The sequence below is a fragment of the Streptomyces sp. NPDC111606 genome (assembly GCF_055656945.1).
This window is the reverse complement of the sequence record NZ_JBVKBY010000004.1, coordinates 449,090-468,284: the sequence shown is the minus strand read 5'-3', so window position 1 is coordinate 468,284 and position 19,195 is coordinate 449,090. Positions and strand designations below refer to the sequence as shown.

Genomic DNA, 19,195 nt, shown 5'->3' with positions numbered 1-19,195 from the left:
GCGGTAGTGCCGGGTTCTGCAGTCGCATGTCTGCGGGCTCGGCGCGGCTGGTCGCGCAGTTCCCCGCGCCCCTCAGGACGTTGCCGGGCCGCCAGTGCGGAGCCGGGCGTAGTGGGCGGTGCAGTCCTCGTACGACGGGAGCAGGCCCGCCTGCCGTGCCTCCGACAGTGCGGGCGCCTGTGCGTCCTTGGGGGACAGTACCGGTGGGATGTCCTCGGGCCAGGCGATGGCCAGGTCCGGGTCCAGCGGGTTCACCCCGTGTTCGCGCTCGGGGGCGTACCCGGTCGAGCACAGGTAGACCACCGTGGCGTCGTCGGTGAGTGCCATGAAGGCGTGGCCGAGGCCTTCCGCGAGAAACAGGGCGTGCCGGCTGTCGTCGTCGAGGCGCAGAGCCTCCCAGCGGCCGAAGGTGGGGGAGCCGAGGCGGATGTCCACGACCACGTCGAGGACGGCGCCGCGCACACAGGTGACGTACTTGGCCTGACCGGGCGGCACGTCCGAGAAGTGCACGCCCCGCAGTACGCCCCAGCGGGAGACGGAGCAGTTGGCCTGTGCCAGGGACAGGTCGTAGCCGGTTGCCTCGCGGAACTCCGTGCCTCGGTACCACTCGTGGAAACTTCCCCGGTCGTCCGGGAAGACCTTGGGTTCCAGCGCCCAGGCGCCTTCGATGCCGAGCGATCGCATGTCCTCACCTCCTCGTGGCAAGGGCCCGCAGCCGGGCCGTCGTCCGCCCCAGGGCCGTACCGAGCCTGCGTCGTGCCCTGCGGGAGAGACGTCGTAGCGCACCGGGGCGAGGCGCCTGCACCACGTGCACTCCGCCGGCCCCGGAGCGCAGAGCGAAGGGCAGCGGCAGAAAGCGCGGCCCCGGCACGCCGAGCGCCGCCCGCCAAGTCCCCCCTCTCCGCTGGCCGAGCGGCAGCACGGCCGCCAGCAGCGCCCCCGCCTCGTGCGGGGACAGCGTGGCGGGAACCTCGTGGGATGTGCCGGACGCGGTGAGCCGGAGCGTCACCTCGGCGCCGTCGTCGGGGACGTGCAGGGGGAGCTGTGCGCGCAGGCGGTTGCCCGAGAGCGTGACCCCGGCCGGGGCGAGCGCGCCCAGGCCGACGCGGTGGGTCGCGCGGTCGACGTCGAGGGCGAGATGGGCGTGCGGTGACGTCCAGTACGGCAGGACCACATGGCCGTCGGCCACAGCGGCGTACGGCGTGGGGCGGTTGCCCCGCGGGGCCGGGCCCAGGCGGCACTCCTTGGTCCAGCCGCCCAGCTTGACGCGGACGAGGGCGTCCCACAGGCCGTCGCGGGTGAGGCCGGCGGGGTCCACGGCGGCGGTCGCCCGCAGGACCAGCCGGACCCGGCCGTCGTCGCCGGCCGGCACCTCCTCCCGGGTGAACTGCACCGGCTGGAAGTACTGGGCGGCACTGGCACGCTCGCGCACCAGCAGGTCCGCCGTGGCCTTGTCGAACCGGTCGACGGTGTCGGCGCCCACCCATGCGACGGCCGCGGCCAGGTCCCCGGGCGGGCCGTCGAGAGGCGTACGGGCCGTCGCGGCGGCGAAGGTCATCGGCTCACCGGCGGACGCGAACTCGGCGGTGAAGGCGACCCGCAGCGTGCCGTTCTCCCACGCCACGCGCTCGGGGACGGCCGTGAGGGCGATGCCGGCCTCCCATGCGGCGAAGGCCTCGACGTCGTCGTACCGATCCGCGGCGATCAGCGCGGCGACGACCTGCTGCGTCGGCTGCAGCCCGGCCGCGACACCGGGACCGAAGCGCTCCACGACGACCTGGTGGATCTCCTCGAACAGGTCCCGGCGATAGTCCGCCGGCAGGGCGAGCATCCGCCGGGCGCGCATCCGCTCGACCATCTCCACCCGCAGCCAGCGCCGGAAGAGCCGGTCGCGCAGCGGCCCCGGCTCGGTGTACCGCTCGACGACGTCCAGGGCCTCGCGGAGGTTCTTGAAGTAGCCGCCCGGGTCGAAGCGCTGGAAGCCGGCGTTCGAGGCGTCGTCCCGTCGGACGTGGTAGTAGCAGACGTAGTCGCTGAGCACCGAGACGTTGCTCGCCCGCAGAAAGGCCTCGGTGACGAAGACGTGGTCCTCCAGCCGCCGCCTGCCCTCGGGGAAACGCAGGCCGATGTCGTCGAGGAAGGCGCGGCGGAACATCTTGTGCGGGGTGAGGCTGTCGATCAGCGGCGCGTTCTCGACGGTGGCGCGCGGGTGGTTGCGGCGGAACAGTTCCACCGGCACACCGCGGCCCTTGCCGGCCATCTTGCCGACCACGACATCCGCGCCGTTGGCGACGCCGTAGTCGTACATCCGCTCAAGGGCCTCGTCGCCGACGTAGTCGTCGTTGTCCACGAACATCACGTACTCGCCCCGGGCGGCGGCGATGCCGACGTTGCGGGGCTTGCCGGACCAGCCGGAGTTCTCCTGGTGAACGACGGTCACCCGGGGCTCCGCGGCGGCCAGCGTGTCGAGCCGGGCCGGCGTGTCGTCGGTGGAACCGTCGTCGACGAAGATCACTTCGTACTCGTCCGGAGGCAGCGACTGCCGCAGCAGCGACTTGATGCAGTCCTCGACATAAACCCCCGGGTTGTACACGGGGACGACCACGCTGACCTTGACCGGCATCGGTCTCCGAGCCCCCTAGGGGTCGCTGGGCGTTTGCGTCACATTACGGCGCTCGTGGCCAAATGCTAACCCTGACACCGGGTTTGTCCACCGCTCAACCGTGCCGACCAGGCGCCGGGAACCGGGCCGAAGAGCGTCTGCGCCGCTAGCCTGAGGGGGTGCGCCTGCTGCTGATGTCCGACACCCACCTGCCCAAACGCGCCAAGGCGCTGCCCGCTCCGCTGCTGGCCGAACTCCCGCGCGCCGACGTCGTGTTCCACGCCGGGGACTGGGTCGATTCGGCCACGCTCGACCTGTTGGAGAGCCGCAGCGCCCGACTCATCGGCGTGCACGGCAACAACGACGGACCGGACCTGCGTGCCCGGCTGCCCGAGGTGGCGTACGCCGAGCTGGACGGCCTGCGCTTCGGCGTGGTCCACGAGACCGGCCCCGCCCAGGGGCGTGAGGCGCGCTGCGCGGCCAGGTTCCCCGACCTCGACGTCCTGGTCTTCGGCCACAGCCACATCCCCTGGGACACCACGGCCCCCACCGGTCTGCGCCTGCTCAATCCGGGCTCTCCGACGGATCGCCGCCGCCAGCCCCACTGCACCTACATGACGGCGACCGTGACGGGGGGCGGGCTCGGGGACGTGGAGCTGCACCGGCTGCCGCCGCGCTGAGCTCAAAAAGATCCGGGCCGCTCCGTGTGCAGGGAAGCGGCCCGGGCGCTGCGATGCGCTGTCATGGACCTCCTTCCCGCTCAGAGGCGTTGTTCGGGGGCTCTCAGGCCTCCTTGTGTCGCCACCTACCCCTTCGCGTCCGCCTTACACACCTGATTCCGGGTCGCTCGGGAGTCGGTCGACGCCCGAGTTCACCTGCGACGCGTCCGCCGCCCCCGCAACAGGCGCACCAGTACCAGCACCACCCCGACCGCCGCCACGGCCGCCCCCGCCCGCTTCGCCACCGGCGCTCCGGCCGTGCGGATCAGGTCGAGCGGCTGTTCGACCTCATCCTCGGTAACCAAGGCACTCTGTGCAGGCTCGGTCAGCCGCTCCGACAGACACGTGGCGAACTGCCCGACCAGCCTGTCGCCCACCTCGGCCATCACCCCGCGCCCGAACTGCGCCGGCCGCCCGGTCACGGTGAGATCGGTGTCCACCGACACGGCCGTCCCGTCGTCGCGCTCGCTCAGCGTGCCGGTCATCGTGGCCCGTGCGGTGCCCTGCCCGCGCGTCTCGCGGCCGCTCGCGATCAGCACCATGCGGTGTGCCGTCCCGTCCTGCTCCTCGAAGACCGCGGTGCCCTTGTAGGCCACGGTGATCGGACCCACCTTGACCTTCACCGCACCGGTCACGGTCCTGCCGTCGTACTCCTCGACGCTCGCCCCGGGCATGCAGGGCGCGATGCGCTCGATGTCGAGGAGCGTGCGCCAGGCCTCGTCGACCGGGACGGGGACGGTGAACTCGTGGTGCAGCTCCATGACTTCCTCCAACCGGGTGCTACGACGATGGGTGGATCGCGCCCGCCGTGGCCGTCAGCGGGGCTCCCGTGCCGCCCCACCGCAGGGCGACGATCTCGGCGGCGACGGACACGGCGACCTCCTCGGGCGTACGGGCGCCGAGGTCGAGCCCGACGGGGGAGCGCAGCCGGGCCAACTCGGCCTCGCCGAGCCCGGCTTCGGTCAGCCGCTTCATCCGGTCCTCGTGGGTACGGCGGCTGCCCATCGCGCCGATGTACGCCGCCGGACGGCGCAGCGCCTCCTCCAGCAGCGGCACGTCGAACTTCGGGTCGTGGGTGAGCACGCAGATCACCGTGCGTTCGTCGGTGTCGGTGCCGCTCAGATAGCGGTGCGGCCAGTCCACGACCACCTCGACGCCGGCGGGGAAGCGCTTCGGTGTGGCGAAGACCGGGCGGGCGTCGCACACCGTGACCCGATAGCCGAGGAAGTCGCCGATGCGGGCGACCGAGGCCGCGTAGTCGATCGCGCCGAACACCAGCATCCGCGGCGGCGGTGCGAAGGAGTGCAGGAAGACGGAGACCGCGTCCTCGCGGCGCTCGCCGTGCGGGCCGTAGTGCCTGAGGCCCGTGGCGCCGAGGGCGAGTTCGCCACGCGCGTCGGCGGTGACGGCCACGTCCAGGCCGGGCGCGCCGAGCGTGCCCGCGACGCGGTCCGGCCACACGGCGAGTGTCGCCCCGCGCGGCGCGGGCCCGTCGGTCACCGTCGCCACGGTCACCGGACGCCCCGCCGCGACCGTCTCCGCGACCTCGCCGAAGGACGGATCCGAGGCGGCCGTCATGGGACGTACCAGCAGGGTGATCTCGCCGCCGCAGGTGAGCCCGACCTCGAAGGCGTCCTCGTCGCTGTAGCCGAAGGTCTCCAGCCGCGCCTCGCCGCTCGCCACCACCTCCTGCGCGAGTTCGAAGACGGCCCCCTCGACACAGCCGCCGGACACGCTGCCCACGACCTCGTCGTCGGGGCCCACCGCCATCGCGGCCCCGGGGCCGCGCGGGGCGCTGCGGCTGGTGGCGACCACGGTGGCGAGTCCGAACGGCACCCGGGCCGCGTACCAGGGGCTGATCACCGGGAGAATCTCACGCATCGTCCGCTCCTCTCACCACCGCCGCCAGCCGCTCCAGGGCGGCCAGGCTGTGCCCCTCGACGAAGGCGTCCACGCTCGGCAGGGCGGCCGCCATCCCGGCCGCCAGGGGCGCGTAACCGGGGCGCGCCTTGCGCGGGTTGGCCCAGATCACCCGGTGCGCCAGCCGGTGCAGGCGGCGCATCTGGGCCGCGAGCAGCTCCGGATCGCCACGCTCCCAGCCGTCGGACAGCAAGACCACGATCGCACCGCGCGCCATGCCGCGCTGCCCCCAGCGGTCCAGGAACGCCCGCAGCAGCTCACCCAGCCGGGTACCCCCGCGCCAGTCGGGCACCGCCGCCGCGACCGCCGCCATGGCCAGGTCGGGGTCCCGGTGCGCCAGCTCCCGGGTCACCCGGGTCAGCCGGGTGCCGATCGTGAACACCTCCGTACGGCTGCCTCGGGCGGCTGCGTGCGCGAAGCGCAGGAGCGCGTCCGCATACGGCGACATGGAGCCGCTCACGTCCACGAGCAGCACCACCCGGCGGGGCCGCTCGGTGCGTGCGTGCCGCCGCAGACGCGCGGGCTCCCCGCCGCGCCGCAGCAGCTCCCGCACCGTCCGGTGCGGATCTACCTCGCCGCGCCGGGCCGGACTGCGGCGTGCGGAGCGCCGTGCCGCACCGCGCAACGCGAACGCGGCCAGCAGCCGGCGCACCTGCTCGCGCTCGGCGGCGTCCAGATCGGCGACGTCGCGGTGCCGCAGAACCTCGGCGGCGCTGGCGAGGGAGGCCGCCGGCGGCGCTTCGTGCTCGCGCTCGGCGCGTGTCGCGGTGCCGGTGCCGCCGCTGACGACCAGACGCAGGCGAGGCGGGGGAGGAGCGGACGCCGTACGGCCGGCCCACCCACCGTCACCGAAGTACGCGGCGAACACCCGCTCGTACCGCTCCAGGTCGTCGCGGTCCCCGCACAGCGTCAGCCGCCCCGCCCAGTACACGTCCGCCCGCATCCCCGGGCGCAGGACGTCCACCGCGGACAGGAAGGCGTGCACGCGCTCGGCGTCGGCGTCGACGCCCGCCGCGCGCAGCGCACGCGCGAAGCCGAGGAGCGCGGCGTCCGCGGCGAGTGCCCCGGTCAGGTTCCTCACCGCAGTCACGCCCCTCGTGCCGCGAGCACCGCCGCGAGGTCCAGCCCCCGTGCCCGTTCCGCGTCCTCCCGGTACTTCAGCACCGACCCGAGCGTGGCCACCGCCAGCTCCGCGTCCACCTCGTCCGCACCCAGCGCGTCCAGGGCCTCGGCCCAGTCGATGGTCTCGGCGACACCGGGAGGCTTGAGCAGGTCGTGCCCGCGCAGCTCCTGCACCAGCGCGGTCACCTGCTCGGCAAGGCGGGCCGACACCTCCGGCAACCGCCGCCGCACGATGGCCAGTTCGCGGGCGAAGCCGGGATGCTCGAACCAGTGGTACAGGCAGCGCCGCTTCAGCGCGTCGTGCACCTCGCGGGTGCGGTTGGAGGTCAGCACGACCACCGGCGGCTCCTCGGCCCGCAGGGTGCCGAGCTCGGGGATGGTGACCGAGAACTCCGACAGCAGCTCCAGCAGGAACGCCTCGAACTCGTCGTCGGCCCGGTCGATCTCGTCGATCAGCAGCACCGACGGCTGTGTCTGCAGCGCCCTGAGCAGCGGTCGTGCCACCAGGAACCGCCGGTCGTACAGCTCGCCCTCCAGCCGGTCCGCATCGGTCACCCCGACGGCCTCGGCGGCCCGCAGATGCAGCAGCTGACGCGGGAAGTCCCAGTCGTACAGGGCCTGCGAGGCGTCGATGCCCTCATGGCACTGCAACCGGATCAGCGGCGCGTCGAGCGCCTCGGCGAGGGCGGAGGCGAGCGCGGTCTTGCCGACGCCCGCGTCGCCCTCGCAGAACAGCGGCCGGCCGAGCCGCAGGGCCAGGAAGCAGGCGATGGCCAGCCCGTCGTCGACGAGGTACCCCGTCTCCTCCAGGCGGGCCCGCACCTGCTCCGGGCCGTCCAGTGCGGTGATCGTCGCTCACCCCATCCCGGCGGCCGCCAGCACCGCCCGCTTGGTGAGCACCTGGGCCAGATGCGCCCTGTACTCGGGTGAGGCCGAGGTATCCCGGGACGGCCTGGTGCCCTGCGCCGCCTCCTGGGCGGCCCGCGCGACGGCGTCCGGGTCCCCGGCGCCGGAGAGCGCCTCCTCGGCGGCCGCGGCGCGCAAGGGGGTGGTGCCCATGTTGGTCAGCGCGACCCGTGCCTCGGCGATGTGCCCGTCGTCGCGCCGCACCAGCGCGGCCACCCCCACGATCGGCCAGGCCTGGGCGATCCGGTGGAACTTCTCGTAGCGGAAGCCCCAGCCGTCCGCCTTCGGGATCCGGACCTCGACGAGCAGCTCGTCGGGCTCCAGCGCGGTCTGGAGATAGTCGACGAAGAACTCCCGCGCCGGGATCGTGCGCCGCCCACGCGGCCCTTGCGCCACCAGCTCACCGTCCATCCCCAGCACCACCGCGGGCAGGTCACCGGCCGGGTCGGCGTGCGCGAGCGAGCCACCGAGGGTGCCGCGATGCCGTACGGCAGGGTCCGCGACCGTCGAGGTGGCGGCTGCCAGCAGCCCGGCGTGCCGCCGGACCAGGGGATCCGCGATGACGTCGTGGTGGGTGGTCATCGCGCCGATGACCAGCGTGTCACCGTCCTCGCGGACGCCGCGCAGTTCGGGGATCCGGTTGACGTCCACGACCAGTTCCGGGAATGCCAGCCGCAGCCTCATCAGCGGCAGCAGGCTCTGCCCGCCGGCCAGCACCTTGGCGTCCTCGCCCGCGTCGGCGAGCGTGCGCACCGCCTCGTCGACGCTGCTGGGACGGGCGTAGTCGAATGCGGGGGGAATCATGCCGACGCCTCCTTCCCGGACCGAACGGCCTGCCAGACCCGCTCGGGAGTGCACGGCATCCGGATGTCCCGGACGCCGAACGGACGCAGGGCGTCCACGACCGCGTTGACCACGGCCGGCGTCGAGGCGATCGTGCCCGTCTCGCCGACCCCCTTGACGCCCAGCGGGTTGGAGGTCGACGGAGTCTCGGTGCGGTCGGTGACGAACTCGGGCAGGTCGGGGGCGCCCGGCACGAGATAGTCGGCCAGTGTGCCGGTGACCAGGTTGCCCTCCTCGTCGTACACGGCCTCCTCGTACAGCGCCTGCGCGATGCCCTGGGCGATCCCGCCGTGCAGCTGCCCCTCGACGATCACCGGGTTGATCACCTTGCCGACGTCGTCGACGCACACGTACGACCGGATGTGCACGGCGCCCGTCTCGGTGTCGACCTCGACCGCGCACAGGTGGGTGCCGTGTGGGAACGAGAACGTGTCGGGGTCCAGGACGTGCTCGGCGTTGATCGACGGTTCCATGCCGTCGGGCAGGTCGTGCGAGGAGAAGGTCGCGAAGGCCACCTCCTGGATGGTCTTGCTCGCCTCGGGCGAGCCCTTGACGGTGAAGGCGCCGTCCTTGAAGTCGAGGTCCGCCTCGTTGGCCTCCAGCATGTGCGCTGCGACCTTGCGGGCCTTGTCCACCACTTTGCGTGCCGCCTCGTGGACGGCGACGCCCCCGGTGACCAGCGAGCGCGAGCCGTAGGTGTCCATGCCGTGGGTCGCCAGCACGGTGTCGCCGTGCATCACCTCGATGTCGTCGAAGGGCACCCCGAGGACGTCGGCGGCGATCTGGCTCCAGGACGTCACATGGCCCTGGCCGTGCGGGCTGGTCCCGGTGATGATCTCGACCTTGCCGGTGGGCAGCACCCGGATGTTCGCCGCCTCCCAGCCGCCCGCCGCGTAGTTCATCTCGCCCAGCCAGCGGCTCGGGGCGAGGCCGCACATCTCGGTGTACGTGGAGACGCCGATGCCGAGGCGGACGGTGTCCGCGTGGTCGACGCGGTCGGCCTGCTCGGCGCGCAGCTTGTCGTAGTCGAACAGGGCGAGCGCCTTGTCGGTGGCGGCCTCGTAGTTGCCGCTGTCGTAGGTGAGCCCCGCGATCGTCGTGTACGGGAACTCGTCGTGCCGGATCCAGTTGTGGCGCCGCAGGTCGACCGGGTCCATGCCGAGTTCGGCGGCCAGGTCGTCCATGATCCGCTCGATCGCGTACGTCGCCTCCGGGCGGCCGGCTCCGCGGTAGGCGTCGATCGGGGTGCGGTCGGTGAAGACGCCGGTGCAGGAGAACTCGTAGGCGCCCATCTTGTAGATCGCCGGGTACATGGAGGCGCCGAGGATCGGGATGCCGGGGCTGAGCAGCATCAGGTAGGCGCCCATGTCGGCCAGCAGTGAGACCTTCAGGCCCAGCAGGGTGCCGTCGCTGCGGGCGGCGACCTCGATGTCCTGGACCTGGCTGCGGCCGTGGTGGGTGGCGACGTTGGCCTCGGAGCGGGACTCGGTCCACTTCAGCGGCCGGCCGAGGCGCTTGGCCAGCACGAGGGTGATCACTTCCTCGCCGTACACCTGGAGTTTCGAGCCGAATCCGCCGCCGACGTCGGGGGCGACGACGCGGATCTTGTTCTCCGGGATGCCGGTGGTGACGGCGAGCAGGACCCGCAGGACGTGCGGGACCTGGGTGGAGGAGTAGAGGGTGAAGTCGCCGGACGCGGCGAGCGGGGTGACCACGACCGCGCGCGGCTCCATCGCGGTCGGGATGAGGCGCTGCTGGTGGTAGCGACGGGTCAGGACGATGTCCGCCTCGGCCTTGGCGGCCGCGTAGTCGCCGTCGGACGTGCGGTAGTCGTAGCAGCGGTTGGTGCCCTTGTCGGAGTGGACCAGCGGCGCGTCGTCCGCGAGCGCCCCCTCGATGTCCAGGGCGGCGGGCAGCGGGGTGTAGTCGACCTCGATGGCCTCCAGCGCGTCGGCGGCCGTGTACCGGTCGCGGGCCACCACAACGGCCACCGGGTCGCCGGCGTAGCGCACCTCGTCGACCGCGATCGGGGGATGGTCCGGCACCACGGTGCCCTCGGCGACCGGCCAGGCGCACGGCAGCGAGCCCATCGCCTGCGCGACGTCGCGTCCGCTGAACGCGGCGATGACGCCGGGTCGTTCGAGGGCCGCCGAGACGTCGACGCGGTCGATGCGGGCGTGGGCCATCGGGCTGCGCAGAATCGCCAGGTGCAGCAGTCCGTTGACGCTGATGTTGTCGGTCCAGTTGGTCTGCCCGGTGATCAGATGGGCGTCCTCCTTGCGGTACCGGGCACGGCCGACCTCGCGTTCGACGGTCTCGCTCATGCCGTGACCTCCTCCTCGGAGGCGTCCAGGACGGCCCGGACGATGTTCTGGTAGCCGGTGCAGCGGCAGATGTTGCCCTCCAGGCCGTGGCGGACCTCGTCCGGCGTGGGGTGCGGGTGCTCACGCAGCAGATCGCGGGCCGCCATGATCATCCCCGGGGTGCAGTAGCCGCACTGCAGCGCGTGCCGCTCGTGGAACGTCCGCTGCAGGGCCGTCCACTCGCCGTCGTGGGCGAGTCCCTGGATGGTGGTCACCTCGCTCCCGTCCGCCTGGACGGCGAGCACGGTGCAGCTCTTGACCGCCGTGCCGTCCAGCTCGACCGTGCAGGTGCCGCAGTTCGAGGTGTCACACCCGATCGGAGTGCCGGTCAGACCGAGACGGTCACGCAGGTAGTGGATCAGGAGGAGGCGGGGCTCCACGTCGTCCTCGTACGTCGTGCCGTCCACCTTCACCGAGATGTGAGTCATGTGCCCTCCAGAGGCCGAGTGGAGATGTAGAGAGGGAAACATCGGCCGGGCGTGATGTACGTCACTCTATGGCGGCTGCGGTGTCACGGCGAGTGCTGCGGCAGCGTTCGTTGAGCGTTAATCCATTGCCGGTGCGGGGTCGATCCTGCTGCACTGCACGTGGCCCGTCGGCACGCGAACGGGACCCTTCGTCACGCACAGAGGAGCCCCGATGCGCACTGCGTTCATGTCCCCCCAGGAAGGAACGACCCCCTCATCGAAGGACATGACGCTTCGTGCATTTGCTCAACCTCGGGATCCTCGCCCATGTCGACGCCGGTAAGACCAGCCTGACCGAACGCCTGCTGCACACGGCGGGCGTGATCGACGAGATCGGCAGCGTCGACGCCGGGAACACGCGGACCGATTCCCTCGCGCTGGAGCGGCAGCGCGGCATCACCATCAAGTCCGCCGTCGTCTCCTTCGCGCTCGACGACGTGACGGTCAACCTCATTGACACCCCCGGCCACCCGGACTTCATCGCCGAGGTGGAGCGGGTGCTCGGCGTCCTGGACGGCGCCGTGCTGGTCGTCTCCGCCGTCGAGGGCGTCCAGCCGCAGACCCGCGTGCTGATGCGCACCCTGCAGCGGCTGCGCATCCCCACCCTCGTGTTCGTCAACAAGATCGACCGACGCGGGGCGCGCCACGACGCCGTCCTGCGCGCCATCTCGCAGCGGCTGACCGCGGCCGTCGTACCGATGGGGACGACCGACGGCCTCGGCACCCGCGAGGCCCGCTTCCTCCCCGGCCCCGGCTCGTCGGCGCTCGACGTCCTCTCCGGCCACGACGACGCGCTGCTGACGGCGTACGTCGAGGACACCGTCTCCCACGACCGGCTCGGCGCCGCCCTCGCCGAGCAGACCCGGCAGGCCCTCGTCCACCCGGTGTACTTCGGCTCGGCCATCACCGGCGCAGGGGTCGCCACGCTGATCGAGGGGATCAAGCAGCTGCTGCCCGCCGCCGACGGCGACCCGGACGGGCCGGTCTCGGGCACCGTCTTCAAGGTCGAGCGTGGGCCGGCGGGGGAGAAGGTCGCCTACGCGCGGCTGTTCTCCGGCACTCTGCGCACCCGCGACCGGATCCGTTTCGACGAGGCCGGAGCCGAGGGGCGGATCACCGCCATCAGCGTGTTCGACCAGGGCATCGACGTCCGGGACGACTCGGTGCCGGCCAGCCGGATCGCCAAGTTGTGGGGCCTGGCCGACATCAGGATCGGCGACGCCATCGGCGAACCGCGCAAGGCGTACGGCCACTTCTTCGCTCCGCCCACCCTCGAATCGGTCGTCGTCCCGGCCGGCGACACGGACCGGCGGGCCCTGCACCGCGCGCTCACCCTGCTGGCCGAACAGGACCCGCTCATCGGCCTGCGCCATGACGAGGTGCGGCAGGAGACCTTCGTCTCCCTCTACGGCGAGGTGCAGAAGGAGGTCATCCAGGTCACGCTCGCCGAGGAGTTCGGCCTGGACGTCACGTTCCGTCGGACGACCCCGCTGTGCATCGAGCGGCCGGTCGGCCCGGGCGCGGCGGTCGAGTTCAACAAGAAGGACGACAACCCCTTCCTCGCCACGGTCGGCCTGCGCGTCGACCCCGCCCCGGTCGGCGCCGGCGTGGCCTTCCGGCTGGAGGTGGAGCTCGGCTCGATGCCGTACGCCTTCTTCAAAGCCGTCGAGGACACCGTCCGCGAGTCCCTCGGCCAGGGCCTGCACGGCTGGGAGGTCCCCGACTGCACGGTCACCATGACCCACTCCGGCTACTCGCCCCGGCAGAGCCACGCCCACCAGGGCTTCGACAAGAGCATGTCCAGCACCGGCTACGACTTCCGGGGCCTGACGCCGCTGGTCCTGATCGAGGCCCTGCGCCGGGCGGGCACCGAGGTCCACGAGCCGATGCACCGCTTCCGCGTCGAGGCCCCGACCGACACCCTGGCGGCCCTGCTGCCGGTGTTCGCCAGGCTGCGCGCGGTGCCGCAGACGACCGAGTCACGCGGTGCCTCCTGCGTCCTGGAGGGATCGGTGCCCGCGGCCCACGTGCACGAGCTGGAGCAGCAACTGCCCGGCCTGACGCGCGGCGAGGGCGAGCTGGAGAGCGCCTTCGACCACTATGCACCGGCCGCGCGCGGCACGCTCCCGGAGCGTCGGCGCACCGACTTCAACCCGCTGAACCGGAAGGAGTACCTGCTGAACCTGACGCGCAGGGTCGGCGGCTGAAAAGTGACAGCAGGGACGGAACTTACTCCAGAGTCAGGGGTGTTGACTGTGTCGTGATATCACCGGACTGTAGTGGACATGCGGAACATCCGGACGCGTCTGTTCGTTGTCCTGGTCGTCCTCTTCGGATCCCTGACGGTGGCGGGCCCCGCGCCCGCCACCGCCGCCACCCTTCCCGGCTCCCTGTGGTTCGACGAAACGCCCCTCACCGTCCAGAACGGCCGCTTCACCGACGGCCACGGCCGCGAGGTCGTGCTGCGCGGCTACAACGTCTCCGGCGAGACGAAACTGGCCGAGAACGGCGGACTCCCCTTCGCCTCGGTCGCCGACGCGAAGAAGTCCGCGATCGCGCTGCGCGCCCTCGGCGGCGGCAACTCGGTCCGCTTCCTGCTGTCCTGGGCCTACGCGGAACCCGTACGCGGCCAGGTCGACACCACGTATCTGGCCGCCGCCACCGCCCAGATGCGTGCCTTCCTGGACGCCGGCATCCGCGTCTATCCCGACTTCCACCAGGACCTCTACTCCCGGTACCTGTTCGACCCCGACTCCTGGTACACGGGCGACGGCGCCCCCAAGTGGGCCGTCGACCTCGGGAACTACCCGGACGAGAACTGCGGGATCTGCCTCTTCTGGGGGCAGAACATCACCCAGAACGAGGCTGTGAAGCAGGCGTCGTACGACTTCTGGCACAACGAGTACGGACTCCAGGACGCCTTCCTGACCACTGCCCAGAGGACGATGGCGTACATCGAACAGAACGTCTCCGATGGCGAGTTCGCGGGCGTCGTCGGCTTCGACCCCTACAACGAGCCGCACGCGGGCGTCCACGACTCCGGCCAGACCAGCCGCACCTGGGAACGCGACGTGCTGTGGCCGTTCTACGAGAAGTTCCGGGCCCGCATGGACGCGGCAGGCTGGCAGGACAAGCCGCTGTTCGCCGAGCCGAACCTCTTCTGGAACGCCAACCTCGACTTCCAGAAGCAGGAGGGCGGACTGCTCGACGCCGGCACACTCGGACCGCGGTACGTCTTCAACACCCACTTCTACGACCAGAAGGCCATCTCCGGCATCTTCATGTGGGGCAAGGCCCAGGACGGTCAGTACGCCGGTGACTTCGGGACCGTCCGCGACCGCGCCGCGGCCACCCGCACGCCCGCGATCGTCAGCGAGTTCGGCCATCCGCTGGCGGGCTCGGTCTCCGACAAGGCGCCGACCGTGCTCAAGGCGATGTACCAGGCCCTCGACTCCCGTGTACCGGGCGCGAGTTGGTGGTCGAGCCCCGCCGGCTCCGGCCCCGTGCTCTCCGGTTCGCAGTGGCAGTGGGACATCTACAACGGCCGCCACCACGAGCTGATGAACGGCAACCCCGACAAGGTCCTCAGCGCCGGGGACGCCTGGAACGACGAGGACCTCTCCGCCGTACGCCTCGACGACTCGGGCACGCCCGTGCTCCGCCAGGACGCCCGGCTGCTCGACCGCGTCTACCCGGGCGCGACGTCCGGCACGACCGTCGCCTTCACCTACGAGGATCGCTCTCGGGACGGCACCACCACCCTGACCTGGAACCCGGTGCCCAGCTCGCTGCCGAACGTGGCACAGCTGGTGGGGTCGGGACAGTACGGGCTGCTCGTGTGGCGCTCCAACACCGGCACGGCACCGACCGAACTGCACCTGCCGGCATCCTTCCCGACCGGGTCCACCACGGTGGTCTCCGACTTGGGCGCGGCACACGCCCCGCCGTCGTACACCTCGACGACCCCGATCGGCGTGGCCGCGGAACCGGGCGGCACCGGCAGCCGCCGCCTGCTGCTCACCGACCCGGACTCCGGCGTACTGCACTACGCGCTGGTGACGAACGGAGCGAACAGCCCGTCGGCCACGGTGCTGAACGCCGCACGGTCCGAGCTCTCCGCGTGGGCCGCGCGGACCATCGGATAGGACCTGTTTGACCCTCCCCTTACGTCAGGCCGCACCCTTTACTCCGACGAAAGGGCAGGTGAATGAGCTACTCCGTGGGACAGGTCGCGGCCTTCGCCGGGGTGACCGTGCGCACGCTGCACCACTACGACCGGGCGGGACTGCTCTCGCCCGGTGGCCGCAGCGGCGCCGGTTACCGCCTGTACGGCGACACCGACCTGGCGCGGCTCCAGCAGATCCTCTTCTACCGCGAACTCGGCTTCTCGCTCGACGAGATCGCCGAGATCCTCAAGGACCCGCAGGCGAACGCCCTGGAGCATCTCCAGGCCCGGCTGCGGCAGTTGAGCGAGGAGATCGGGCGACTCCAGCGACTGGCCGAGGTCGCCGAACAGGCCATCGAGGTCCAGCGGACGGGCGTGGAGCTGACCCCCGCCGAACGTTTCGAGGTCTTCGGCGAGATCGGCTTCGACCTCAGCTACGCCACCGAGGCCCAGCTCAAGTGGCAGGACTCGGCGGGACAGCGGGAGTCCATGGCCCGCGCAGCCGCCCATACCAAGGAGGACTGGCGGCAGCTCATGGGCGAGGCCGCCGCCTGGCGTGGCGAGTTGCTCGCCGCCTTCGACGAGGGCGAACCCGCCGACGGCGAGCGTGCCATGGACCTCGCCGAGGAGCACCGGCTGCACATCGCCCGATGGTTCACCACCTGTCCCCCCGACATGCACCGGCGCATCGCGGACGACTTCGCCACCGATCCGCGCGCCTTCGCGCTCGTCGTACCGCCCTCGCAGCAGCGGCCCGGACTCGCCGCTTATCTCTGCAAGGCCGTCCATGCGAACGCGGGCCGCCGGCGCGACCATTGAGGAGGACGGATGAGGATCCTGATCGCCGCCGCCGGATCACGCGGCGACGTCGCGCCGTACACGGGGCTGGGAGCGGGCCTGCGCGAGGCCGGACACGACGTCACCCTCGCCACGACCGACGCCTTCGCGCCGCTGGTACGGGAGGCCGGCCTGCGCTGCCGGAGCCTGCCCAGCCGCCCCCACGTCCCAGGCGGGGTTCAGGGCCGACGCGAACTGATGCGCAACGCCGCCGCGTTCGTCACCGAGCTCGGACACGGCTTCGCCGACGCGGTGGACCCGGGCACGGACCTGCTCCTCCTGTCCACCACCACCGCACCGCTCGGCCTGCACGTGGCCGAAGCCATGCGTATCCAGACGATCGGCGCCTACCTCCAGCCCACCGCCCCGACCGGCGACTTCCCGCCCACCGTCATGGGAACCCGCTCACTCGGCCGCCTCGGCAACCGCATCGCCGGACGCTTCGCGCTGCGCATGACCGACCGTGTCTACGCAGAAGCCGTCACTGCACTGCGCCGCCGCCTCGCCCTGCCTCCCCTGGGCCCGAGCGGCATGCGCCGGCGACAGGAGCGGGCCAACCGGCCCGTCCTGCACGGCTTCAGTACGGCGCTGGTGCCGCGTCCGTCCGACTGGCGCCCTGGACTCGATGTCGTCGGCCCCTGGTGGTCGTACGTCGCACCGGAACTTCGGCTGTCGGCCGAGGTGGAGGACTTCCTCGCGGCCGGCCCCCGCCCGGTGTTCATCGGCTTCGGCAGCATGGCGGCCGGCCACGGCGAGCGCCTGAGCGAACTCGCCGTCCGGGCATTGCGCCGCGCCGGGCTGCGCGGGATCGTCCAGGCGGGCAGCGCCGGGCTCGCGGCCGACGGCGACGACGTCCTGACCATCGGCGACGTACCGCACGCACTGCTGTTCCCGAGGGTGGCCGCGGTCGTCCATCACGCCGGGGCGGGCACCGCGGCTGCCGCCCTGCGTGCGGGAGCGCCCGCGATTGCGGTGCCGGTGACGGCGGACCAGCCGTTCTGGGCGGCCCGGCTGGCTGCGATCGGCGCGGCCACCGACCCGATCCCCTTCGCGTCCCTCACCGCCGAGCGGCTCGCCGACGCCCTCGGCCGGGTCGTGCGGCAGCAGACGTACGCCCGTGCCGCCTCGGTCGCCGCGCGGCACATGGCGACCGAGGACGGAGTGGGTGCGGTGCTGAAAGCTTTGGGCTGAGCCCCTTCTCTGCAAGAGTGCGTACACGACAAAATTGATCGTCGGGTCGGCGAGGCGGTGGGAGGACAGCGTGGCGGGCAGGCTCAAGGCGCCCACCGGTCGTTACGGCGGCAAGTCGGCCGAGGAGCGAAAGGCGGAGCGGAGGCGACGCTTCCTGGACGCGGCGCTCCAACTCTTCGGCGACAACCCCGGATACCGGGGCACGACAGTCGCTGCGCTGAGCGAGGCCGCCGGACTGTCGACCCGTCAGTTCTACGAGGAGTTCCGCGCCCTCGAGGACGTCCTGACCGCCCTCCACCTCGAGGTCAACGCCTGGGCGGAGGAGGCCGTCCTGGGGGCGGTGGCCGAGGCGCGGGGCCTGCCGCTGGCCGAGCGCGCCACCGTGATCTTCCGCGAGTACGCCGCGAACGTCACCTCCGACCCGCGCCGCATCCGCATCACGTTCGTCGAGATCGTCGGCGTCAGTGCCCGCCTGGAGGAACAGCGGCTCGCCCGCCGTGCCCGCTGGGTCGACCTCGTGTGCGCGGAGGTGGCGTCCGCCGTTGCCCGCGGAGAAGCGGCCCCACGCGACTACCGTCTCGCCGTGACCGCGTTCATCGGCAGCGTCAACGGGCTGCTGCACGACTGGAGCGCGGGGTGGGTGGACGCGACCTTGGACGAGGTCGTCGACGAACTCGTCCGTATCCTGCTGGGCATTCTCCAGCCGGCCGACCCCCGGCTGGCAGGTCCCTGAGGCAGGTTCCCAGGGCCGGTCCCCGAGACGGGGATCAAGGCTGGACGATGTGCGCTCGTCGCTGGCTCATGCCGCGAGCCGGTTCACCGCCTCGACGACCGCAGCCGTACCGTCCTCGGCGCGCAGACCCTCGGCCAGGGCTTGGGCACGTCGGGTGTACGAGGGGTCGCCGGTCGCCTCCCGTACGGCCGCCGTCAGCGCCTCGGCCGTCAACTTCCGTAGCGGCACGGCCCGGGGCGCCACGCCGAGCGCGACCAGTCGGGCGGCCCAGAAGCCCTCGTCGAACTGGATCGGCACGGGCACGGCCGGGACTCCGGCACGCAGCCCGGCACCTGTCGTGCCCGCACCGCAGTGGTGGACCACGGCGGCCATGCGCGGGAACAGCGCGGAGTGCGGCACCTCGTCGATGGTCAGTACGTCGTCGCCCGCGGCCTCCAGGCCACCCCAGCCGCGCTGGATCACCGCGCGCAGCCCGGCCCGGCGCAGGGCGCGTACGACCTCGGTGCTCAGTGCCGCCGGATCGGGCACGGTCGCGCTGCCCAGGCCCACGAACACCGGCGGCGGGCCCGCGTCGAGGAACTCCCGCAGCGCGGGCGGGAGTTGAGCCTCACCGTCGTACGGCCACCAGTAGCCCGTCACTTCCAGGTGCGGCTGCCAGTCGCGAGGGCGGGGCACCACCAGCGGGCTGTAGCCGTGGAGGACGCGGCCCGTGCGCGCCGCGGTGCGGGGCCTGCGGCGCGACAGCCCGAGCCGTGCCCGCGCGTCCGGTACGGCCGCCGAGAAGACCCGGTGGATGGCGAGGTTCACGCCGTGTCCGGCGACCCGGTTTCCGACAGCTCCCCAGGAGCCGCCCCCGAGCATCGGAGGCCCGAACTCGCGTGTCGGAGCGAGGGGTTGCAGGGGGAGGTCGATGGTCGGCAATGACAGACCCTCGGCGATCGCGTGGCCCAGCGGTGCGGTGGAGGCCGCCAGGAGCAGGAGGTCGCCGGCTCTTGCGGCGGTGAGCATGTCGTCCGTCATCCGTCCGGCCAGCGCCCGCGCCAGCCGGACCACCCGCACGAGCTTGCCCGGCCCGGTCGCACTGCGGTGCAGACTCCGCCCCCGCTCCGACTCCAGCTCGGCCCGTGGATCCACCGGCATCGGATGGAAGCGCACGCCCGACCCCGCCACCAGCCCCTCGAAGCAGCCGTGCGTGACCAGGGTGACCTCGTGTCCGGCCGCGGACAGGGCGTGCCCGAGTCCGGTGTAAGGGGCCACATCGCCCCGGGAGCCCGCCGTCATGATCGCTACGCGCACATCGGCCAGTATGGCGGTGCGGGCCGCCGGT

At 72.2% G+C, this 19,195-nt stretch carries 16 protein-coding genes; 6 read left to right on the top strand and 10 right to left on the bottom strand.

Translation table 11 applies throughout. From position 1 onward, the window contains the following. Window positions 1–72 precede the first annotated feature (72 nt). On the bottom strand, window positions 73–684 hold the full coding sequence (gene rfbC, locus ACZ7M7_RS17415; RefSeq protein ID WP_472117463.1) for a dTDP-4-dehydrorhamnose 3,5-epimerase: 612 nt from the start codon (window positions 682–684) through the stop codon (window positions 73–75). Between the two features lie 4 nt (window positions 685–688). After that, window positions 689–2,623, bottom strand: coding sequence for a glycosyltransferase (locus tag ACZ7M7_RS17410; protein ID WP_472117461.1), 1,935 nt, complete (start codon window positions 2,621–2,623; stop codon window positions 689–691). Between the two features lie 158 nt (window positions 2,624–2,781). Between ACZ7M7_RS17410 and ACZ7M7_RS17405 the strand changes: the two genes are divergently transcribed. Then, entirely contained in the window at window positions 2,782–3,282 is a 501-nt protein-coding gene (locus ACZ7M7_RS17405) for a metallophosphoesterase family protein (RefSeq protein ID WP_472117459.1), read from the top strand. Between the two features lie 191 nt (window positions 3,283–3,473). Here the strand turns inward: ACZ7M7_RS17405 and ACZ7M7_RS17400 are convergent, their stop codons facing one another. Genes ACZ7M7_RS17400 through ACZ7M7_RS17370 form a run of 7 tightly spaced genes read right to left on the bottom strand, consistent with a single transcriptional unit; the run spans window position 3,474 to window position 10,903 of the window. Continuing rightward, window positions 3,474–4,082 carry an SRPBCC family protein gene (locus tag ACZ7M7_RS17400; RefSeq protein ID WP_383627270.1) on the bottom strand — a complete coding sequence of 203 codons (609 nt, stop codon included), beginning with the start codon at window positions 4,080–4,082 and terminating at the stop codon, window positions 3,474–3,476. 19 nt (window positions 4,083–4,101) lie between these two features. Next, window positions 4,102–5,202 carry an XdhC family protein gene (locus tag ACZ7M7_RS17395; RefSeq protein ID WP_472117456.1) on the bottom strand — a complete coding sequence of 367 codons (1,101 nt, stop codon included), beginning with the start codon at window positions 5,200–5,202 and terminating at the stop codon, window positions 4,102–4,104. Next, window positions 5,195–6,313 (bottom strand): vWA domain-containing protein, encoded by a 1,119-nt coding sequence (locus tag ACZ7M7_RS17390; RefSeq protein ID WP_472118029.1) that lies wholly within the window; start codon window positions 6,311–6,313, stop codon window positions 5,195–5,197. The genes ACZ7M7_RS17395 and ACZ7M7_RS17390 overlap by 8 nt, the downstream gene beginning before the upstream one ends. A gap of 14 nt (window positions 6,314–6,327) precedes the next feature. Continuing rightward, window positions 6,328–7,212, bottom strand: a complete 885-nt coding sequence (locus ACZ7M7_RS17385) for an AAA family ATPase (protein ID WP_472118026.1) — start codon at window positions 7,210–7,212, stop codon at window positions 6,328–6,330. Between the two features lie 6 nt (window positions 7,213–7,218). Further along, the gene (locus tag ACZ7M7_RS17380) at window positions 7,219–8,073 is read right to left on the bottom strand and encodes an FAD binding domain-containing protein (protein WP_427845168.1); all 855 of its coding nucleotides are present in this window, start codon (window positions 8,071–8,073) and stop codon (window positions 7,219–7,221) included. Then, a complete protein-coding gene (locus tag ACZ7M7_RS17375) occupies window positions 8,070–10,436 on the bottom strand; it encodes a xanthine dehydrogenase family protein molybdopterin-binding subunit (protein WP_472117453.1) in 2,367 nt (788 codons plus the stop codon). The genes ACZ7M7_RS17380 and ACZ7M7_RS17375 overlap by 4 nt, the downstream gene beginning before the upstream one ends. Beyond that, on the bottom strand, window positions 10,433–10,903 hold the full coding sequence (locus tag ACZ7M7_RS17370) for a (2Fe-2S)-binding protein (protein ID WP_369275221.1): 471 nt from the start codon (window positions 10,901–10,903) through the stop codon (window positions 10,433–10,435). The genes ACZ7M7_RS17375 and ACZ7M7_RS17370 overlap by 4 nt, the downstream gene beginning before the upstream one ends. 275 nt (window positions 10,904–11,178) lie before the next feature. Here ACZ7M7_RS17370 and ACZ7M7_RS17365 point away from each other — a divergent pair, with 275 nt between their 5' ends. From ACZ7M7_RS17365 to ACZ7M7_RS17345, 5 genes are all read left to right on the top strand, one after another. Next, window positions 11,179–13,149: a GTP-binding protein gene (locus tag ACZ7M7_RS17365; RefSeq protein ID WP_472117450.1), complete on the top strand. Its 1,971-nt coding sequence runs from the start codon at window positions 11,179–11,181 to the stop codon at window positions 13,147–13,149. A gap of 78 nt (window positions 13,150–13,227) precedes the next feature. Then, entirely contained in the window at window positions 13,228–15,087 is a 1,860-nt protein-coding gene (locus ACZ7M7_RS17360) for an endoglycosylceramidase (RefSeq protein ID WP_472117447.1), read from the top strand. Between the two features lie 62 nt (window positions 15,088–15,149). Further along, window positions 15,150–15,926 (top strand): MerR family transcriptional regulator, encoded by a 777-nt coding sequence (locus ACZ7M7_RS17355; protein ID WP_383627289.1) that lies wholly within the window; start codon window positions 15,150–15,152, stop codon window positions 15,924–15,926. Between the two features lie 9 nt (window positions 15,927–15,935). Next, entirely contained in the window at window positions 15,936–17,135 is a 1,200-nt protein-coding gene (locus ACZ7M7_RS17350; RefSeq protein ID WP_472117444.1) for a glycosyltransferase, read from the top strand. A gap of 70 nt (window positions 17,136–17,205) precedes the next feature. Next, complete coding sequence (locus ACZ7M7_RS17345) at window positions 17,206–17,868, top strand: TetR/AcrR family transcriptional regulator (protein WP_451168867.1); 663 nt, start codon at window positions 17,206–17,208, stop codon at window positions 17,866–17,868. A 66-nt stretch (window positions 17,869–17,934) separates the two neighbouring features. Here ACZ7M7_RS17345 and ACZ7M7_RS17340 read toward each other — a convergent pair whose 3' ends face one another. Beyond that, the gene (locus ACZ7M7_RS17340) at window positions 17,935–19,149 is read right to left on the bottom strand and encodes a glycosyltransferase (protein WP_472118023.1); all 1,215 of its coding nucleotides are present in this window, start codon (window positions 19,147–19,149) and stop codon (window positions 17,935–17,937) included. Window positions 19,150–19,195: the final 46 nt, after the last annotated feature.

Coding starts and splice junctions, on each gene's coding strand:
- ACZ7M7_RS17400 (WP_383627270.1), bottom strand. CDS start 4,082: ATGGAGCTGCACCACGAGTTCACCGTCCCCGTCCCGGTCGACGAGGCC.
- ACZ7M7_RS17340 (WP_472118023.1), bottom strand. CDS start 19,149: ATGACGGCGGGCTCCCGGGGCGATGTGGCCCCTTACACCGGACTCGGG.
- ACZ7M7_RS17360 (WP_472117447.1), top strand. CDS start 13,228: ATGCGGAACATCCGGACGCGTCTGTTCGTTGTCCTGGTCGTCCTCTTC.
- ACZ7M7_RS17370 (WP_369275221.1), bottom strand. CDS start 10,903: ATGACTCACATCTCGGTGAAGGTGGACGGCACGACGTACGAGGACGAC.
- rfbC (WP_472117463.1), bottom strand. CDS start 684: ATGCGATCGCTCGGCATCGAAGGCGCCTGGGCGCTGGAACCCAAGGTC.
- ACZ7M7_RS17355 (WP_383627289.1), top strand. CDS start 15,150: ATGAGCTACTCCGTGGGACAGGTCGCGGCCTTCGCCGGGGTGACCGTG.
- ACZ7M7_RS17375 (WP_472117453.1), bottom strand. CDS start 10,436: ATGAGCGAGACCGTCGAACGCGAGGTCGGCCGTGCCCGGTACCGCAAG.
- ACZ7M7_RS17395 (WP_472117456.1), bottom strand. CDS start 5,202: ATGCGTGAGATTCTCCCGGTGATCAGCCCCTGGTACGCGGCCCGGGTG.
- ACZ7M7_RS17410 (WP_472117461.1), bottom strand. CDS start 2,623: ATGCCGGTCAAGGTCAGCGTGGTCGTCCCCGTGTACAACCCGGGGGTT.
- ACZ7M7_RS17380 (WP_427845168.1), bottom strand. CDS start 8,073: ATGATTCCCCCCGCATTCGACTACGCCCGTCCCAGCAGCGTCGACGAG.
- ACZ7M7_RS17350 (WP_472117444.1), top strand. CDS start 15,936: ATGAGGATCCTGATCGCCGCCGCCGGATCACGCGGCGACGTCGCGCCG.